Origin of the sequence: uncultured Maribacter sp. (assembly GCF_963975365.1) — a bacterium.
GTDB lineage: Bacteria > Bacteroidota > Bacteroidia > Flavobacteriales > Flavobacteriaceae > Maribacter.
Genome location: NZ_CAXBGF010000013.1, coordinates 32,796 through 50,840, shown reverse-complemented (window position 1 = coordinate 50,840; position 18,045 = coordinate 32,796). Strand labels below are relative to the sequence as shown.

The window sequence follows — 18,045 nt, the reverse complement described above, 5'->3', positions numbered from 1 at the left end:
AAAATAGTGTTCGAATCTTTATAATCCAATACTTTATCAATGAAACATTGTATTTTTAATAAAAAAATTATCTACATTAATGAATTATGACAAAATTACCAGAGTTATATTTCAGAAATGATACAGAATTTAAAGAATGGTTACATATCAACCATTCGATTCATAAAGGAATATATCTTATATTTTTCACTGTAGCACACGAAAATGATAGTATGCGATGGGAAGAAGCTGTGCGTGTTGCACTTTGTTATGGATGGATTGATAGCACCGTAAAAAGCCTGGGCAATGGTAAAAGACGACAATATTTCTGTCCTAGAAAACCTAAAAGTGTTTGGAGTAAAGTCAATAAAGATCATATAAAAGAATTGAAAGCTGAAGGACTTATGCATTCTACCGGATTAGCATCAATTAAAATAGCTAAGGAAAATGGTTCATGGACTTCACTAGATAATGTTGAAAATGGAGTTATACCCGAAGACTTACAAATAGCATTAAATAGGAACCCCAAAGCATTCGAGAACTATTCTAATTTTACCCGAAGTCAATGTAAGAGTTATCTTTACTGGCTTAACCAAGCTAAAAGAGAGGAAACCAGACTAAAACGAATTACCGAAATTATTCGGTTATGCACGGCAAATGAGAAATACAGAAATGGAGGTGGAAGATAAAATAGAAAATAAATTGTTTAATCCCCTACGCTACCCCTATTTACATAATTGTTAATTAAACCTTATTTTTGCATTCACTTTTGTGGTGTACCAAGCCAACGTGTTTCCGTTATTGGTTTTCCCGAAGATGTCTTAAAATGTCTAAATTACCTAAGGAACATCGGTTCCTGGACCTATCTGATTACGGTAGGCCCTTTGCCTTCATTATTGCCAACCGTTTAAAAACAACAACAATTACGCCGATACACGTTACATTGGCCTTTACGGTCTGCGGACTTTTGGCAATTGCTTCTATACTAAACGGGTTTTATTGGTCAGCTTTATTTTTTCTTGTTTTAAAATCGATTCTCGATGCCGCAGATGGTGAACTTGCGCGAATAAAGAATACACCTTCACATATAGGTCGTTACTTTGATTCTATTTCAGACTTCATACTTAATCTACTTTTCATACTTTCTATTTGGTATACTACCAACAGTACTTTTTTCTTTGCATTGATAGCTTTCGTTGGCCTAGAATTACAAGGTACCCTTTACAATTATTACTATGTGATTTTAAGAAATAAACATAATGGAGATACTACAAGTCGTGTATTTGAGAATAAAACACCCACAGCCCTAAGTGGGGAAAATCAAGAAACTGTAGACCTACTATACAGTATCTATTCATTTTGTTATGGCCCATATGATCGTATCATTTATGGTCTAGATAAAAATGCCATAAAAGGAAAATATCAACCCAATTGGTTAATGACAGCGGTCTCTACATTTGGCCTAGGCTTTCAACTACTGCTCATTGGGCTTTTTTTAGTATTTGATTTAAAAGCATATATAATCCCTTTTTTTATAGGATATAGTCTACTGATTTTTGTTTTTATCCTAATAAGACAAGTATTGAATACCTAATTATTTTTACCTTTCAAAACGAACTAAAAACACTATGGCCATATCAAGTACTGTCAAACAAATTAGCCTAAGCATATTTTGCTATGCGACTATGCTATCATGTACATCAGAACCTAATATTACTTATGATGTCGCCATAGAAAACGTCAACCTCATTGATTTAGAAACAGGACAAATCGATTTGTCAACTATTTACTTAAAAGATGGACGTTTAGCTCATATAGAAAATACTGTGGAAAAATCAAGCTCAAAAGCAACAGCGACTATCGATGGTTCTGGCAAATATGCGCTGCCTGGTTTTTGGGATAATCATGTTCACTTTAGAGGTGGTGATTCTTTAATAGCTGCCAATAAAAACTTCTTGAACCTTTTTATAGCAAATGGCATTACCACGGTACGTGATGCTGGTGGTGACCTTACTTCGTCTGTGATGAAGTGGCAAAAAGCAATTACAAATAATGAATTGGTCGGACCAAAGATTTTCACATCAGGACCAAAAATTGATGGCCCTGGTGCCACATGGGCAGGATCATTAGAAGTTGAAAATGATCAAGATATTTCTAAAGCGTTAGACTCTTTGCAATCAATCCCTACAGATTTCGTAAAAATATACGATAGCAAAATTACGGGTGAAAATTACCTAAGGACTATTCGCGATGCAGAAAAAAGAAATCTTATCACATCGGGCCATATGCCATTTACGGTACAACTTGAAGCTACTATTGATGCCGGTTTAGATGCTGTTGAGCATTTGTACTACATTTTGAAAGGATGTTCTGCGAATGAGGAGGAAATCACCCAAAAACTAATAACAAAGGAAATTGGGTTTTGGGATGCCATGCCTCTTTTACAAGCCTCTTTTTCAGATTTAACAGCACTAAAAACATTTAAAAATTTAAAAACAAATAATGTCTTTGTTGTTCCCACATTGCATATTGGTAGTGTTTTGAGCTATTTAGATGAAGTTGACCATACAAAAGATGAATACCTAAAATATATGAGTTCAGACGTACAAAAAACATATCAAGGTAGAATTGATCGCGTTAAAAATGCTTCAAAAAAGCAGATTGCGGACAGAAAAAAATTAGACCAATTTTTTGGAAAACTTGCTTATAATTTAAATAAAAATGGAGTATCACTTTTGGCCGGCTCAGATAGTGGTGCATACAACAGCTATACGTATCCTGGTATTTCATTACATAAAGAAATGGAGGCTTTGGTCGCAACGGGTATTTCTCCCCTAGACGCCTTGCGATCATCTGCTTATAATGGAGCTAAATTTTTAAAGCAAGATGTAGATTATGGAACTATTTCAGAAGGTAAAATTGCTGATATTGTTTTACTCAATACTAATCCGCTAGAAAACATCAAAAACACGCAAGACATTTATATGGTGTTTACCAAAGGCACGGCTCGTTCTAAAACTGATTTAGATAACCTTTTAAAGACTGCTATTTTAAATTAATTCTATCACTTCTATGAAATCCATTTTATTTTTCAGTCTATTCTCTATATACCTTGTTTCTGCACAAACACTCTTAAAACCAGACCGTGTATTTGACGGTATCGAAATTCATGAAAATTGGGTGGTTCTCGTTGAAGGAAATCAAATAACATATGCAGGAAATAGTAATGCGTTTACGAAACCGGCCAACTGCACCGAAATTGAATTGCAAGGTTCCACCTTGATGCCAGGAATCATTGAAGGGCATTCACATGTTTTATTGCACCCATATAATGAAACGGATTGGAATGACCAGGTGCTAAAAGAATCTCCGGTAGAACGCGCCGTTAGAGGAACCGTACATGCTAAAAATTCACTTTTGGCGGGAGTAACGACCATGCGCGACCTTGGTGCCGAAGGTGCCGGATATACCGATGTATATTTAAAAAAGACAATTGATGATGGTATCATCATTGGACCACGCCTTTTAGTTGCAGGCCCTGCCATTGTAGCTACTGGCGCATACGGTCCTAAGGGATTTCATGATGGCGTTACCGTTCCTCTTGGTGCTGAAGCTGCTAGTGGGCTTGACCAATGTATTGAAACTGTGCGTAGACAGATGGGCAATGGGGCTGATCTTATAAAAATCTATGCCGATTACCGTTGGACACCAGGTGCTGATTCCCAACCTACTTTTCTACAGGAAGAAATTGATGCAATGGTGGCTACAGCAAAGAGTGCTGGAAAGTATGTAGTTGCACATGCAGGTACTCCAGAAGGTATGAAAAGAGCGATACTCGGTGGCGTAGAAACCATTGAACATGGAGATGGCGGAACGCTTGAAATATTTAAGATGATGAAAGATCAAGGAATAGGCCTATGCCCTACCCTTGCCGCTGGCGATGCCATTACCCAATACCGAGGGTGGAACAAAGTAACTGATCCAGAACCCGAACGAATTCAACAAAAACGTAAATCATTTAAAATGGCCCTAGATTCTGGTGTACAGATTGTGTTTGGAGGCGATGTAGGTGTTTTTACACACGGAGAAAACTACCGGGAAATGGAACTCATGGTCGATTACGGAATGAAGCCTTTAGACGTATTAAAATCTGCCACTTCTGGCAACGCCAACATATTTCATTTAAATCAACTAGGGAAATTAAAAGAAGGTTTTCTTGCCGATATTATCGCTGTAAAAGGGAATCCGGTTAAAGATATCACTAACGTGAAGAATGTTTCTTTTGTAATGAAAGATGGGTTGATTTATAAGGAATAATTACTTGTTGAAAGTTGGTTGAAAATATAAATTCTGAACACATTTCTTGATCTACTTGCTATTCATAATTTTTAGTGCACTTGAAATAATGAAAGTAATAAAAGAAGTTTCGATTACTCTTTGCAAAAAACCTCTATAGCCTGATTCTGGATTAGAGAACAAGACAAAAATGAAGATGGCACTGATAATACCTGTTACCAGAGCAATTTGAGATAATTGACGATGAGATTCAAACTTCTTCAACCCAAGTCCAATACACAGAATACCAATAGGAAGAAAGATATAGGTTAGTGTGGAGGCCGCATTATGAATTAGTTGTGCGGTACTAGAATGTAAGATTTTGGTCGGGCATCCTGCATCGCACGGAAATAATCCCACAAGTATGGTTCCTAATCCATAGAAAATGGCAAGGCCGAAAAATCCGGTTTTTATCAATCTTGAAGTTGGAAAAAATTTTGGTGCACTTAAACAAAAAATTGTGGTTAATATTCCGCTTGGCACATAACCAATGTATTGCAGATACCAGCCATATTCGGTGTTAGATGCGAACGATTCACTTATATACTGGCTAATAACACTATAATCATCAATTAGTAATGGACCAATAATAGCTGCAATTGCAAATAAACTTACTCCAAGAATACCAAAGTAGACTACAATTTTATTACTCATTTTAATAGCTTGGTTGGTAATATTTCTTTTCGATGAAACCAAATAGATTTTGTTACGCTAAATATCCATTTTGTTTTTCTCTTGCCAATCTCGCCTTAAATCTGAAGAAAGAACACTGCTACCATCATGGCGCCAACCTGGTGGTTTTATGAGGTACTTTAACCTATTCATAAATGAGGTTTTTGAAGTGAAGAAATCGCTTAACATAGCATACCATTCGGTAAATGCGATTTTCACTGGATTGTATGTATCTATATTTTTCACTAGGCCGTAAACAGGTTTTTCTACTTCGGGCTCGAAAGTGCCGAAAAACCTATCCCAAATAATAAAAACACCTGCATGGTTTCTATCTAAGTATTGAGGATTCGTAGCATGATGTACCCTATGATGACTCGGAGTATTAAAAATGAGTTCGAACCATTTTGGCATTTTACGAATCATTTCAGTATGAATCCAATATTGATAGATTAAACTAACGGACATTTGAACCAACACCATAACTGGGTGAAAGCCTACAATGATTAAAGGAATCCAAAAGATAAATGTATAAAAACCACCAGACCACGTTTGTCGTAATGCTGTACTTAAATTATAGTTTTTTGAAGAATGATGCACTACATGGCTTGCCCAAAAAAATCGACTCTCATGACTTATTCTATGAAACCAATAATAGCAAAAGTCTTCTGCAAAAAGTAATATCAACCAAGACCACCAAGCAAAAGGTATCTCGAATAGGTGATAAAAATTATATAGTAGATAAAATAAACCTAATGCAAAACCTTTGGTAAGTAAGCCGATTGCTACATTACCCAAACCCATAAGAATGGAAGTGCCAGCATCTTTATACTCATAGTCCTCAAGCTTAATTTTTACCGTTAAAAGTACCTCAAGAATTACGGTTGCTGCAAAAAAAGGAATGGCGTAATGAATTAAATTGGGTATTTCTGGTATCTGCATCACAGGGATTAATAATTTTGCTTTCCTAATTTACAAAATCTATTCGATACAATTAGCGAAGTATATTGAACAGGTTATTTCTCAATCTGAAATTTTCACAATTATCCCATTAGATTCTCTAAGGTCATTGCGTTCAATTAATGCAATGACATCTCCACTTGGGAGTTGTTTTATAGTTCTTACCCTACCTTCTACCTTCAAACCAAATGTTTTTCCGGATTCACGATTGTATTTCATTAGCCTTCTAAAGGCCAAGGAGCCAATTAGAAAATGATTATTCCATTCGGTAATAGTACTTCCTGTAACTTGCAGCAAACATGCAGGTGCAATAGCTTGTCCTCCGTCATTTGTTGGAACTGTCCAATAATGTTCGGGAAAAACGGTAAATGTGGCTGCCGAATCTTCAGAAATTGTGGACACCCAAGCTCCGTCATAATTAATACCATATGAAAAAAGGGGCCAACCGTAATTCTTGCCCTTTTCAATAATGTTGAATTCATCCCCTCCTTTTGGTCCATGTTCAATACCATAAAGTGTATGGGTCAATGTATCTAAAACCAACCCTTGTACATCTCTATGTCCATAACTCCAAATGGTTGATGGTGACGTAAAACCTTTAAAAATTGGATTATCTTCAGGTACACTCCCATCTTCTAATACCCTATGAATCTTACCGGCATCGTCATTTAGGTCTTGGGCATTTAATATCGGATTTGTACTGGTAGAAAAGTTGGAGTTTCCTACATTAAGAAAAAAATGAGTGTCATCTTCCCAAACTATGCGCATGCCGTTACCGGTATAATTGGTATGTCTTGTAGCGAAAATTGTCTGAAAATCAGAAGCTGTATTATCATGTACTTTTAGTCTTGAAACCTTTGCTAAACCATCTTCACCTAAATAGGAAATATAAACCCATCCGTTCGAAGCATAATTAGGATGCAGACTTATGTCCATTAACCCGCCATGCATGATAGCTGGGAGACCAGGTGTGCCAAAAGTGGCGACTCTAGGCATACCAGATATTTCAGTTTTGTTTCCGTTTTTTAGGTGAAACAGTTTACCAATTCTATCGGTGATATAAAATTCATCTTCTTCCAATATGGCAATACCGTAGGGTATTACAAAACCGGTTGCAATAGTATCCATTGAAAAAGAGTCATCGCTAATTGGATATGGTGAATCGGGTACTTTTATTATGTTTCTTTGGCAGCTAATTAAACAGCCTATGAAAAGCTGTACAAGTAAAATTGTTGTTAGTTTCAAAATCTTTAAATATTAATTTTTTGTATAACTCAACCATATATAGCGGATGAAAATGTTACTAGCTATGATTAAACAGCTACATCGGTTTGACGCTATTTTAATCATTTTGTTACGTATAAAATCATTTTTCTATTCGATTGCAATGAAATTTAACCAAAAAGCAAAAAATCTATATTTTGGTTTTTTTATTGAAATAACCCAATTAAAAAACTAACCACGGACTTCAATTTCTATGGATCATTCGTAAAATTGCCTAAACTCTGCTTTAGTATATTTCTTACGCTTTGCAACAAGTATAAAAAACAAACTTAAACTATACCAATCCCTCAACTTGGTTTCAAAATCACAAACATACATCTGCTCTTTTACCTCCTTATGAATTGTATCAGCTTCGGCTATTTCAAATCCGCTTTCAATAAGTCTTTCTAAAATGAGCAACTCATTTTCTTTAGTGAATTCGGTAGCCAAGTAGGGTTCTAAAATCCAATCCCTGTTACGCCTAAACTCATAGGGTTTAATTTTATTGGTTTCTGCAAATTGTTTAAAACCTTTTTCTTCTCTGCAGTAACAAAGAATATATCGTTGTCTATAAATACTTTACATACTCCAAATTCCAAAGAAATCGATTTAATATTTTGAGCCTAACTAATTTTGTTAGGTAAGCAAAAGATGGCTCAAAAGGATAATCGCTTAATATTATTTTATTAATTTGAATCTCCGATTTTCCCATACCACAGCGTAATTTTTTTCACCCAATTAATACCAGGTTAGAATAAAAACTCTTTCGGCTGTTTACTACCCGTAAAATTGAAAATATTCTTAATAAATTTTATTATTTCTATTTGATATCAAAATGACTTAGGCTACTCTTCACTTTCAATAGGCTCTAAAAGATCCCACATATTACCATATAAATCTTTAAAAACGGCAACCATACCGTAAGGCTTCTTTTCTGGTTCTCGACTAAATTTTATACCCCTTTCAACCATTTTATAATAATCTCTCCAAAAATTATCAGTATACAGAAATAAAAAAACTCGACCGCCAGTTTGGTTACCAACACGTGAAGCCTGTTCATCGCCGTCTGCTTTTGCCAATACCAAAGCGCATTCATTTGAACCTTGTGGCGCCACAATAACCCAACGTTTACCTTCATCTAAATCGGTATCTTCAATTAGTAAGAAGTCCATTTTTTTGGTATAAAATTCAATGGCTTTATCATAGTCATCGACTACTACAGCTATACGTGCTATGAACTGTTTCATACTTTTATGTTATTTGATGAAAAAATATTGATTTGAAAAATATATGGCAGCTTTTAATCTTCAAGAATATTGGTTTCAAAGCCATCTATACTTTGGTTATTTTTATTTTTCCAATATTCTTCAATTTTATCCTCGCCTTGCTTTACAGCCCAATCATTTAGTGTTGTTCGCTCCTCCTTAAAATCCATAAAGGGTACAGCAAAACCACAAGAAGTTTGTACCAAATCCACCTTCATTTCAATTATTTGTCGGGCTCCGACATTTTCATTGAAGAGACTAGAAAAGTCATTAAACTCACTATCACGTTTATGGTATATTTTGGCTTCTCCATACAGTCTTAGAATCATAGGTTTACCTTCAAAGGCGCAGAACATTATGGTCATTCTCTTATTCTTCAACAAATGTGCGGCAGTTTCATTGCCACTGCCTGTTAAATTCAACCATACGATTTTATTCTTATCGATTACTCTAAAAGAATCTGTTCCTTTTGGGGACACATTTACATTGCCTTCAGCTGCAGCTGTCCCTACAAAAAAAATCTTTTGATTTTCAATGAATTTCATCAATTCAGGAGTAATAAATTCTAATTTCTTTCCCATGTTCAAGTTTAAATTTTGCTAATTTAGAAATAAAGTATGCCGAATGTAACTAAAGCAACCATTCAATACCTTTTAATTCAATTACCTAATTGTGTAATTTGAAAAGTGTCAAAATAATTACCTGCTTGAAGACTTATAACTAAAATCCCATCTTCTTCAATTGGGTTTTGAGCCATCGAGATATAAATCTCGGTTTAATTTTTTCTTTCTATGGAGAATTCAGGTTGGTCAATGGTACAGTTTTCTTTAGTCCTATCAACTTCTGTTTAGTCAATTATTTCATCATTCAAAGAAATACCGCTAATCCACCATCCCGAACCTTTGGTTGTTATTTCGGCATCGCTTTGTTTCGAAGAAAATTGAAATTCTTTTTTGGGATAGTTTTATGTTGTTATCCCAATCCCCTTCTTTTGAATCTGAACATGATAAAATTCCTAAAAACAGTACTATAAAGGAATGGGGGGGGGCACTGAGACGTGAATTATTTATTTTGAAATTCTTATTTAAAATTGATGACTAAAGTAAAAAAAAACGGTAAGTATATGAAAAGTTGGCAATTTTGAAGCGCCAAAACCTTCAATTAAGAATAAAGTGCTATACGAGATAAAGTCTTTATTTTATAACTGTTTCGCCTATTTAAGATATGCATTGTTGTGCTTTCGATATTTTTCAATATTCTGATCTATTAATTCAATAATTTGGTTTAGAGTTGTCTTTATTTTTTTTTCTTCTTCTAAACCATATCTTCGAATATCATAAAAAAGATGATGAACCGCCCTCCTGAAATCTAGATGAGAATACTGCTATGAGAATTCCAATAATGACCAGAAGAATTTCACCAATTGCATATTTGAGATACTTTCCAGTTTTTTCTTTTGAAAGCAAGTTTTATCTAATTTTTCGAAAGAATTTTATCATTCGTTAGCATTTATTTCTTGTTTTGTCATCAAAAGCATTTTATCTATTATTTGCATTAGATTATTCTGGTCTGTATAAATAGTTTTATGCCAGCTTGTTATGTTGCCTATAATATCTTCTATTTCTTTTGATTTAAAAAACCATGTATAATCTGAAGGATACGAACCTTTTGGAAAGTCAGTAAAACCTTCATAAGTTCTACTCCTATTTGCACTGTTTATTTTACCTTCAATAGTGGGCCAAAGACGGTTATGGAGTAATAACGTAACGTTTTCAACTTCTTGAGTAGCGTTTATAACAGCACCATTAAAAGAGGTTATCATTGACTTTAATTCTGTATTTTGTATAATGTCTATTTGCCCAGATGCAATAATGGAATTAATAATACCATCGCTTGCTTCAAAAGTGTATGTCTCTTCTATACTGCCTAAAGCTTTATCTAAAGTAAGGGTTGGTGTAGTATCGCTATATTTAGAGAATAATGACAATAAATAAACACCATTTTCATATTGCTTTTCGTATTTCTTTATATAAAAGGAAAGGTTGTTTTTATTGGTTTCCAATTCTTTTTGTAAACTAATTAGAATTTTTTGTTCTGCAATTAATTGCTTTCTATTTTCATTCCAATTATTCACTTGTAGAGCCAATAAGATACCTATCATTACTAATATAATCTCACCAATGGCATATTTGAGGTAATTCACTGTTTTGCCTTCTGAAAGTAAATTTAGACGGATTTTTCTAAAGAATTTTATCATTGATTATTGGTTGGTTATCATCAAGCACAACTGTTGTGGCTATGAATAGTTGCGTGGTTTAGTACTTAACTACGCAAGTACAAACCAAACTAAAAATCTGCAAGGATTTTCATAGGTAGGCTTGCACTTGCAATTAATTTTATAAGCTGTTGTGCTTTCGTTATTTTTTATTTGTTATAGTTTCTCTTCAAATGCCTGTATTGATTTAATGGTGTTTTCAATAGCCGATTTTGTTTGGTTTGATAGCATTATATAAACATTGGTGAATCTTGCAACATATACTAATTGCCTTAAAAAATCTTTATCCAATAATCCTTTTTCGTCATAGAATAATTTTCTGTTTGAATAGTTTGCATACATCCTGCTTTCCCATTCCAATAATTCATTGCGGTCATCACTAAGTTGGCCGTTATAATTTATTCTATTGTAATAGTATTCATAAAGATTTATAATGTCCTTTTTCAGGTTGTCATTTTGCAAGCTTTCTATTAATCCAGTTCCGCTAGCAGCTTTATATGCTCCTGCCACAGGAAAGAATGTCCAGTTTCTCCCTATACTTATTTCTTCAGTTTGATTATTTTTAAGAATTTCTTTAAGTTGGGGATTGTTTCAAAGAGCTATCGATTCCTCCAGAGCTTTAAGTCTATCTTCTTGTATTTTAATAACATCTGAAATTGTGGATAGGTCATTTATTAAATCTGATTTTAAACTTGTTATGAAAGTATTCACTTTTTCTTGAGTCTTATTTCTCTCGCTCCAATTGCTAATTGATAATGCAATCAAAATTCCAATAACCACAAGAAAAATTTCTCCAAGAGCATATTTTAAATACTTTCCGGTTTTCCCTTCTGAAAGTAAATTTTGACGAATATTTCTAAATAATTTTATCATTGATTAATGGTTAGTCATAATTAAGCCTAACGTTTAGTGTAAGAATAGTAGCCGACTGCGGGGTACTTTCCTGTCAAGTTACAAGAAAGTTTAAGCGGGCTACAACCCTTGAATTTACTACTATTTCGGCTATTATTTTTACACATTGTGCCTGTTGCACAAGTTAGCGAAAAAACTCGTTGATGATCATTGCCGATCCGGGGATCGATCGTAACTTTAGGTATGCAGGGAAAAAAGGATTACCAAGAAAAGCTGTTCGCAAGCTTCCAGCTTAGCGAACGTATACCAAAGGACAATTTTTATAGACGCTTAAAAGGTGCCATCGACCTTGACTTCCTCTATCCGCTGACCAAGGGTCATTACGGGGAGAGCGGCCAGAAGAGCATCGACCCGGTTGTGTTCTTCAAGCTGTGTCTGGTGGGATATCTCGAGAACATCATCAGCGACCGAAAACTCATCGACCATTGTTCGATGCGTTTGGACATCCTGTTCTTCATAGGTTACGATATCGACGAGGAACTGCCATGGCACAGTACGATAAGCCGTACGCGGCAACTGTTCCCGGAAGCGGTGTTCGAGGAAGTCTTCACCAAGGTGCTGGCCATGTGCGTGGAAAAGGGCATGGTGGGCGGCCATACCCAGGCGATAGATTCGGCCCCCGTGAAGGCCAATGCCAGTATGGACACCCTGGAGCTGAAGGTGCCGCAGGAGGACCTGGACGCACATCTAAGGAAGGTACGTGCCCTTAGTTCGATTGACAAAGAGGAACCCCATCGCAAGAGCAAGGGCGACAGGTCCGATAGGGGCCAGCGCAGTGTTACGGCCAACGATAGGGAACTGTCCGCTATAAAGGGCCGTAACAAGAAGTGGGCGAAGGACCAGGACCAACGCCCCGGTGCCGGCAACAAGGGGAGCAAGTACACCAGCAACAAGACCCATTACAGTCCCACCGACCCCGATGCGCGGATCAGCGTCAAGCCCGGGAAGGCGAGAAAGCTGAACTACCTCTCACAACTGAGCGTGGATACGGCACATCATGTGATCACCGATATCAGGGCCTATCATGCCGATGGCAAGGACAACCAGCAGTTGCCCGATATCGTCGATAGACTTAAGAAACGGTTGTGGAAGCAAGGCCTTGTATGGGAGAACTGCGTGGCCGACACGGGCTACAGTAGCGGGGAAAATTACGCGATGCTGGAACAAAGGAACCTTAAAAGTTTCATTCCCCCGCATGGCACCTACAAGGGCGGGCCAACGGGCTTCGAATATATTGAAACGGCGGACCATTACGTTTGTCCCCAGGGCAAGGTGATCCCTTTCACCAAGGTGTTCAACGATTACCGGACGGGTACCAAGAAGAAGGAGTACCGTGCAAGAAAGCATGTCTGTATCGATTGTCCTTTACGCAGTGCCTGTCTGGGCAAAAGTGCACAGGAGAAGAAGTTCAGCGTCACCTACTACCGCGAAGAATACGAACGCAACATCGCAAGGGTGGAGAGTCCACAGGGCAGGTACATGAAGGGCAAGCGCCAGAGTACGGTGGAACCCGTGTTCGGCACCCTGACCCAGTTCATGGGCCTACGAAAGATAAATACCATTGGGCTCGCACAGGCCAACAAGGTGATGCACCTATCGGCCATCGCGTACAACCTGAAGAAGTACCTGAAATTCGAAGGGAAACGGGTAAATAGCGGGGCGGGGAAACTTGCTTTGGCGGCATTGGTGAAAAGTATCCTTCGATTGCTATTTGGGTCTTGCCCAAATCCTCGAAAATTGCATTACTACTTCTGACCTGAAAAGAAAAAAGCCCCGCAAAGAGGCTGATGTTCATCTATTATTTGACCGATTAGGGGCTTGTGCAACGGTTACCATTGTTATGCAAATTTATTTGTCTATTCTTAGTATTATGTATTCTGTTGAATCAGGCTTTCCTGTGGAAATATTCAATTCGCTATAGGTATCATTAAACTCCATTATTGTCGAAGCAAAGGTGTTAGAATTATTGACTGGTTCTATTGAGAGAACCTCTTTTAAAGTCCCAATATCAATTGAGTCGTTATTTTGTATTCTATTCCTCATAGTTTCAAATCTACTACATGTTCCATATAAAAAACTCAAATCTACATATGAAGGATGATACGAGTTGTTTATTAAAGGTCTGTTGGCATGAAAAGTATATTGTTTTGAATAATCAGGCCAATATTCAGTAATTAAATCAGATGCACATTCCAATGAAATAATATTCTGTTTTGAACCGATTAGATAATTCTGACCCGATGCGTGTTTTACTTTTTTTATGAAAGAGACAGCTTCATTAAATGAGTTTTTTTCCAAAACTCCCCTGGAAATAAAACACACTGGAAGACCATCTAAAGAACTTTTTAAATCCGTTAAACTATTCTCAGTAATTCCAATCTGTTTATTTAGACCATTTACTCCTAAATATCCAGCGAATGTTGTTACTAATTTCCTTGTGCCTGAATTACTATTATTAATATCCAATATAACTTCAAAACCATGATAGAATGGTGTTATGTCAATATTCTGAGCAATAAAATTTGAACTTCCATCCTTTTTGTAGTTATTTATTCCAACCGATGTACAATGATGTGGTTTGTCAATTAATTTTCCATTTGTCCATATTTCATCTATTAACTGAAATGCAAACATTGTATTAAAATCAATTCCAGAGCCTTTACTAATTCCTTTTACTTCATCAAGTAGTTCAGGCGTCCATTTTTCTATTGAAGGAATATAGTTTGTTGAGTCGAGAAATATTTTTATAAAGGTATCTGCTGGTATTTGATATTTTTCCTCGAGGTCTTGTTTCCATATACCAACTAGCTCATTAATTTCCTTTTGCAAAAGCTTACCATGTTGCAATCCGTTTTCATAAGCTGTTCCATTTAAGTGCAAGATAGGTATAACAGCGTTGGTGGTGTCAAGAGCAACTTTATCCAATGTATTTGATTTGTTACCACAGGAAATGTACATGAATGGCATTAAAGCTATTATCAATATTTTAATCACTGTTTTCATCTATTATTTGCAGACGTTCGTTTTAATTTTGCACAACGTACGGATATATGCACAATTACCTATATCCCTATTTTATGTTTATAAAATTTAAATTTAAAAAGTAACCCTACTCTACTTCCTTCATCAAAACTTCAATAGATTTTTCTAATTGTTCATCAGTCCCTTTTGCGATTAACTCAGGTTGATTTTTAATCAAAATTTCTGGGTTAGTTTCATTGTTCTCCATCCACTCACCTGCTTTGTTTTTTGAACTTATGGGAACTACACCCCAACGGCCACCATTTGGCAAACTTTCCCATCCTGCCCAACTGCACGTACCTGGTACGGGCATACCTACCGTTTTACCAATTTTTAAATCTACATAACCACTAGCAAAACAAGAGCCATCACTGTACATCGATTCATTAAACATGGCCAAGGTTGGCTTTGTCCATCGTGAGGTTGGTTCACCACCTACTACCCTAGCCTCCGTTTCATATGATAAAAAGGGTACACCGGTAAAGAACATTGCCAGATCTGCTACCAAATCGCCACCACCATTAAAACGGGTATCTACGATGACTCCTTTTTTATCATTGAACTTGCCCAACATTTCTTCAAAAATGGTACGATAAGGACCATCGCTCATTCCCGGAATGTGTACATACCCTAATGTTCCATTACTCTTTGCTAAGACCTCTTTTTCATTGTTTTTCACCCAACGGTCATATAACAAACTGCCTTCTTCTTTAAGAGAAATAGGCTTTACTGTAATTTGCTTTCGCTTACCGTTTTCCTCTATGATTTCAAGTAACGTAAAATTACCTTCAATACGGTTTAAATAAAATGCGGCATCCATAGTATTACCCATAGTAACTCCGTTAATTTTTTCGATTATCATACCTGGTTTTACATTAAAGCCAGATTTATCTAAAGGTCCACCTTTAACGACCTCTGTGATTTTTAATCCGTCCCCTTTGTGGGCATAATCAACGAACACGCCTAAAGAAGCTGTCTTATCGCCATTATCGATATTGTCTGAAAACCGCCCAGCGGCATGGCTCACATTTAATTCTCCTAACATTTCAGAAATCATTTCCGCAAATTCGTAGTCATTACCAATGTGTGGTAAATACTTTTCATATTCGCTACGCATGGCATTCCAATCAATACCGTGAAAGGTAGAGGTATAAAAAATGCCCTTGGTACGTAACCAAATATGGTCGAACATAAATTCACGCTCTGCATCGGCATCTAAAAACATTTCTGAATTTAATTTCACTGGGTCTGTTTTAGCTGCTGCTACATCTACCTTTGCAATTTTTCCATCTGCCAGAAGTAAGAGATTTTCCTTTTTAGCATCCCATTGTAAACTACCCTTTTTAGCATCTAATGAAATCAACATTTTAGTACTCTTGGTACGTATTTCGGTTTCCCATAAATTTAGGTTTTTCTCAAAACGAGTCAGGTAGTATAATTTTTCCCCATCTTTAGAGAGCACGGCATCAGCAAGTAATGAAGAGTGAATGGTTAAACGGGATTTTCTTCGTTCTACATCTTCCAAATCGAATTTCAAAGTTTTTACTTCCACCTCTTCCTTTTTATCGTCTTTCTTCTTTTTATCTTCGGATTTGGCTTTATCCTTTTTTTCTTTGGCGGTCTCCTCTATCATTTTCAATAAATCATATTCGGCTTTCGAGTTATTAAATTTATCCCACGAATCTTGATTTAAGAACATGCTATACACATCTAATTCTGACTGTCCGCTGGTGGCATAACTTTTTAATCCATCTCGATTTGAAAAGTATAGGATTTGATTGCCCTCATTTACCCATTTTGGAGATCCGTCATAATAGCCACTTTGGGTAAGGTTTTTACGTTGTTTACCATCTTTAGAAATCAATAACACCTCAGAATTACTTAATGATACGCCCCAACCTACCAAAAGCCAATTACTATCTGGACTCCATTGAAAATACTGATCCCCATCTTGCATATGAATAAGCTCATTAGGAGTCAATAAGGTGGTAATATTTTTGGTTTTAAGATTCTTTACTTTTAAAGTTCTTCGACCTTCTATATAAGCAACATAGGTGCTGTCTGGTGAGAATTCTGGCAGGTATATATCTTCTTTAGATGTTACTAAAGTATCTTCTTTAAATATGGTTGCTGCAAAGAAATACGGTTCTTGTGATCGTACTTTCGAGGACTTAAAAATAGACCATTTACCATTTCGCTCACTTGCATAGGCAACCCCCTTACCATCGGGCATGAACTTTACAAAACGTTCTTGCTCTGGTGTATTGGTAATGCGCTTGGTCAACGAGCCATCGAAAGAAGTAACGAAAACTTCGCCTCTACTTATAAAGGCTATCTCTTTGCCATTGGGTGCAATATCCATTTCTTGAACGCCACCGTTTACAGATACATATTTTATAGGGTTGCTATCTTCTTGTGTCCTAATAATAATAGCTACTTTTTTAGCTTCTTCACCTTCCTTAAGTGTATATATTTCACCGTCATAGCCAAAAGCCAACTTATCATTTCCGATACTCAATGAACGTACCGGATGCATTTTAAAATTAGTAAGAGTCTTAATTTGTGACCCTTCTTTTAAAGACATAGAGAAAACATTGAATGAGCCTTCTTGCTCGCTTAAGTAATAAATAGAACTACCATCTTTTGAGAATACTGGATTACGGTCTTCGCCTTTAAAATTGGTTAATTTAACGTGCTCTCCTGTGGCTGGTTCGTATGACCAAATATCTCTAGTTATCGCAGAGGTATGGTGCTTTCTAAACGCATCTTCATATCCTTTTTTATCATGATATACCATTTTACTACCATCGGTATTCACCTGTACATCTTCCGCAGGCACCGTTAATACTTGATCTACCCGTCCCCCTTGTACTGGAACACTATATAATTCGGGCTGTGTATCTGTTGGATATTGTCTATGGGAAACAGCATCTAAACGAGTGGCCCCGAAAAGCACAGTAGAATCATCAGCAGAAAAACTGAAAGGGGTTTCATCAGTACTGTGATAGGTTAACCTGGTTGCTGGCCCGCCTTGAGAATCCATCACATACACATCAAAATTGCCATATCTGTTAGAGGTAAAAGCTATTTTTTTGCCATTCTTGCTCCACACAGGGGCATAATCATGCGCTGAATGAAACGTCAGCTGTTTTGCTATACCACCTTCAGCTAGTACAGAAAAGAGGTTTCCTTTATAAGTGAAGACAATAGTTTGACCATCTGGAGAAATTGATGGGTACCGTGCCCATTTCGGATTTGTTTGTGCGGTACCTATAAAAGTTATACATAACAATAAAACAGTGAAAAAAGAATATTTCATATAGTACTTGGTTGTTATTTAGTCGTTACGAAAGATAATGATTTGAT

14 protein-coding genes and 1 pseudogene are annotated in these 18,045 nt (G+C 36.4%); 5 read left to right on the top strand and 10 right to left on the bottom strand.

The genetic code is table 11. The annotated features are described in order from the left end of the window. Nucleotides 1–86 precede the first annotated feature (86 nt). From AACZ49_RS14085 to AACZ49_RS14070, 4 genes are all read left to right on the top strand, one after another. Entirely contained in the window at nucleotides 87–668 is a 582-nt protein-coding gene (locus AACZ49_RS14085; RefSeq protein ID WP_339656130.1) for a YdeI/OmpD-associated family protein, read from the top strand. Between the two features lie 137 nt (nucleotides 669–805). Further along, entirely contained in the window at nucleotides 806–1,573 is a 768-nt protein-coding gene (locus AACZ49_RS14080; RefSeq protein ID WP_339656128.1) for a CDP-alcohol phosphatidyltransferase family protein, read from the top strand. Between the two features lie 34 nt (nucleotides 1,574–1,607). Next, nucleotides 1,608–3,038 carry an amidohydrolase family protein gene (locus AACZ49_RS14075; protein ID WP_339656125.1) on the top strand — a complete coding sequence of 477 codons (1,431 nt, stop codon included), beginning with the start codon at nucleotides 1,608–1,610 and terminating at the stop codon, nucleotides 3,036–3,038. Between the two features lie 13 nt (nucleotides 3,039–3,051). Beyond that, entirely contained in the window at nucleotides 3,052–4,296 is a 1,245-nt protein-coding gene (locus tag AACZ49_RS14070) for an amidohydrolase family protein (RefSeq protein ID WP_339656123.1), read from the top strand. Between the two features lie 51 nt (nucleotides 4,297–4,347). On the opposite strand, the gene AACZ49_RS14065 is transcribed toward AACZ49_RS14070, so the two are convergent. The 8 genes and pseudogenes from AACZ49_RS14065 to AACZ49_RS14030 all read right to left on the bottom strand — a co-directional run bounded on the left by AACZ49_RS14065 (nucleotide 4,348) and on the right by AACZ49_RS14030 (nucleotide 11,619). Next, complete coding sequence (locus tag AACZ49_RS14065) at nucleotides 4,348–4,968, bottom strand: DUF998 domain-containing protein (protein ID WP_339656120.1); 621 nt, start codon at nucleotides 4,966–4,968, stop codon at nucleotides 4,348–4,350. Nucleotides 4,969–5,025: 57 nt separating this feature from the next. Then, a complete protein-coding gene (locus AACZ49_RS14060; RefSeq protein ID WP_339656118.1) occupies nucleotides 5,026–5,925 on the bottom strand; it encodes a sterol desaturase family protein in 900 nt (299 codons plus the stop codon). An 81-nt stretch (nucleotides 5,926–6,006) separates the two neighbouring features. Next, on the bottom strand, nucleotides 6,007–7,188 hold the full coding sequence (locus AACZ49_RS14055; RefSeq protein ID WP_339656115.1) for a PQQ-dependent sugar dehydrogenase: 1,182 nt from the start codon (nucleotides 7,186–7,188) through the stop codon (nucleotides 6,007–6,009). A 237-nt stretch (nucleotides 7,189–7,425) separates the two neighbouring features. After that, a complete protein-coding gene (locus AACZ49_RS14050) occupies nucleotides 7,426–7,656 on the bottom strand; it encodes a hypothetical protein (protein ID WP_339656112.1) in 231 nt (76 codons plus the stop codon). A gap of 395 nt (nucleotides 7,657–8,051) precedes the next feature. Further along, nucleotides 8,052–8,453 carry a VOC family protein gene (locus AACZ49_RS14045; protein ID WP_339656110.1) on the bottom strand — a complete coding sequence of 134 codons (402 nt, stop codon included), beginning with the start codon at nucleotides 8,451–8,453 and terminating at the stop codon, nucleotides 8,052–8,054. Nucleotides 8,454–8,506: 53 nt separating this feature from the next. Beyond that, nucleotides 8,507–9,052 (bottom strand): pyridoxamine 5'-phosphate oxidase family protein, encoded by a 546-nt coding sequence (locus AACZ49_RS14040; protein WP_339656108.1) that lies wholly within the window; start codon nucleotides 9,050–9,052, stop codon nucleotides 8,507–8,509. 914 nt (nucleotides 9,053–9,966) lie between these two features. Beyond that, nucleotides 9,967–10,728 carry a hypothetical protein gene (locus AACZ49_RS14035; RefSeq protein ID WP_339656105.1) on the bottom strand — a complete coding sequence of 254 codons (762 nt, stop codon included), beginning with the start codon at nucleotides 10,726–10,728 and terminating at the stop codon, nucleotides 9,967–9,969. 174 nt (nucleotides 10,729–10,902) lie between these two features. Further along, nucleotides 10,903–11,619, bottom strand: a pseudogene (locus AACZ49_RS14030) (DUF6090 family protein). Between the two features lie 222 nt (nucleotides 11,620–11,841). Here AACZ49_RS14030 and AACZ49_RS14025 point away from each other — a divergent pair. Beyond that, nucleotides 11,842–13,413 (top strand): IS1182 family transposase, encoded by a 1,572-nt coding sequence (locus AACZ49_RS14025; RefSeq protein ID WP_339656102.1) that lies wholly within the window; start codon nucleotides 11,842–11,844, stop codon nucleotides 13,411–13,413. Between the two features lie 93 nt (nucleotides 13,414–13,506). On the opposite strand, the gene AACZ49_RS14020 is transcribed toward AACZ49_RS14025, so the two are convergent. Continuing rightward, nucleotides 13,507–14,661, bottom strand: coding sequence for a C45 family peptidase (locus AACZ49_RS14020; RefSeq protein ID WP_339656099.1), 1,155 nt, complete (start codon nucleotides 14,659–14,661; stop codon nucleotides 13,507–13,509). 106 nt (nucleotides 14,662–14,767) lie between these two features. Continuing rightward, the gene (locus AACZ49_RS14015) at nucleotides 14,768–17,998 is read right to left on the bottom strand and encodes a S41 family peptidase (RefSeq protein ID WP_339656096.1); all 3,231 of its coding nucleotides are present in this window, start codon (nucleotides 17,996–17,998) and stop codon (nucleotides 14,768–14,770) included. Nucleotides 17,999–18,045 lie beyond the last annotated feature (47 nt).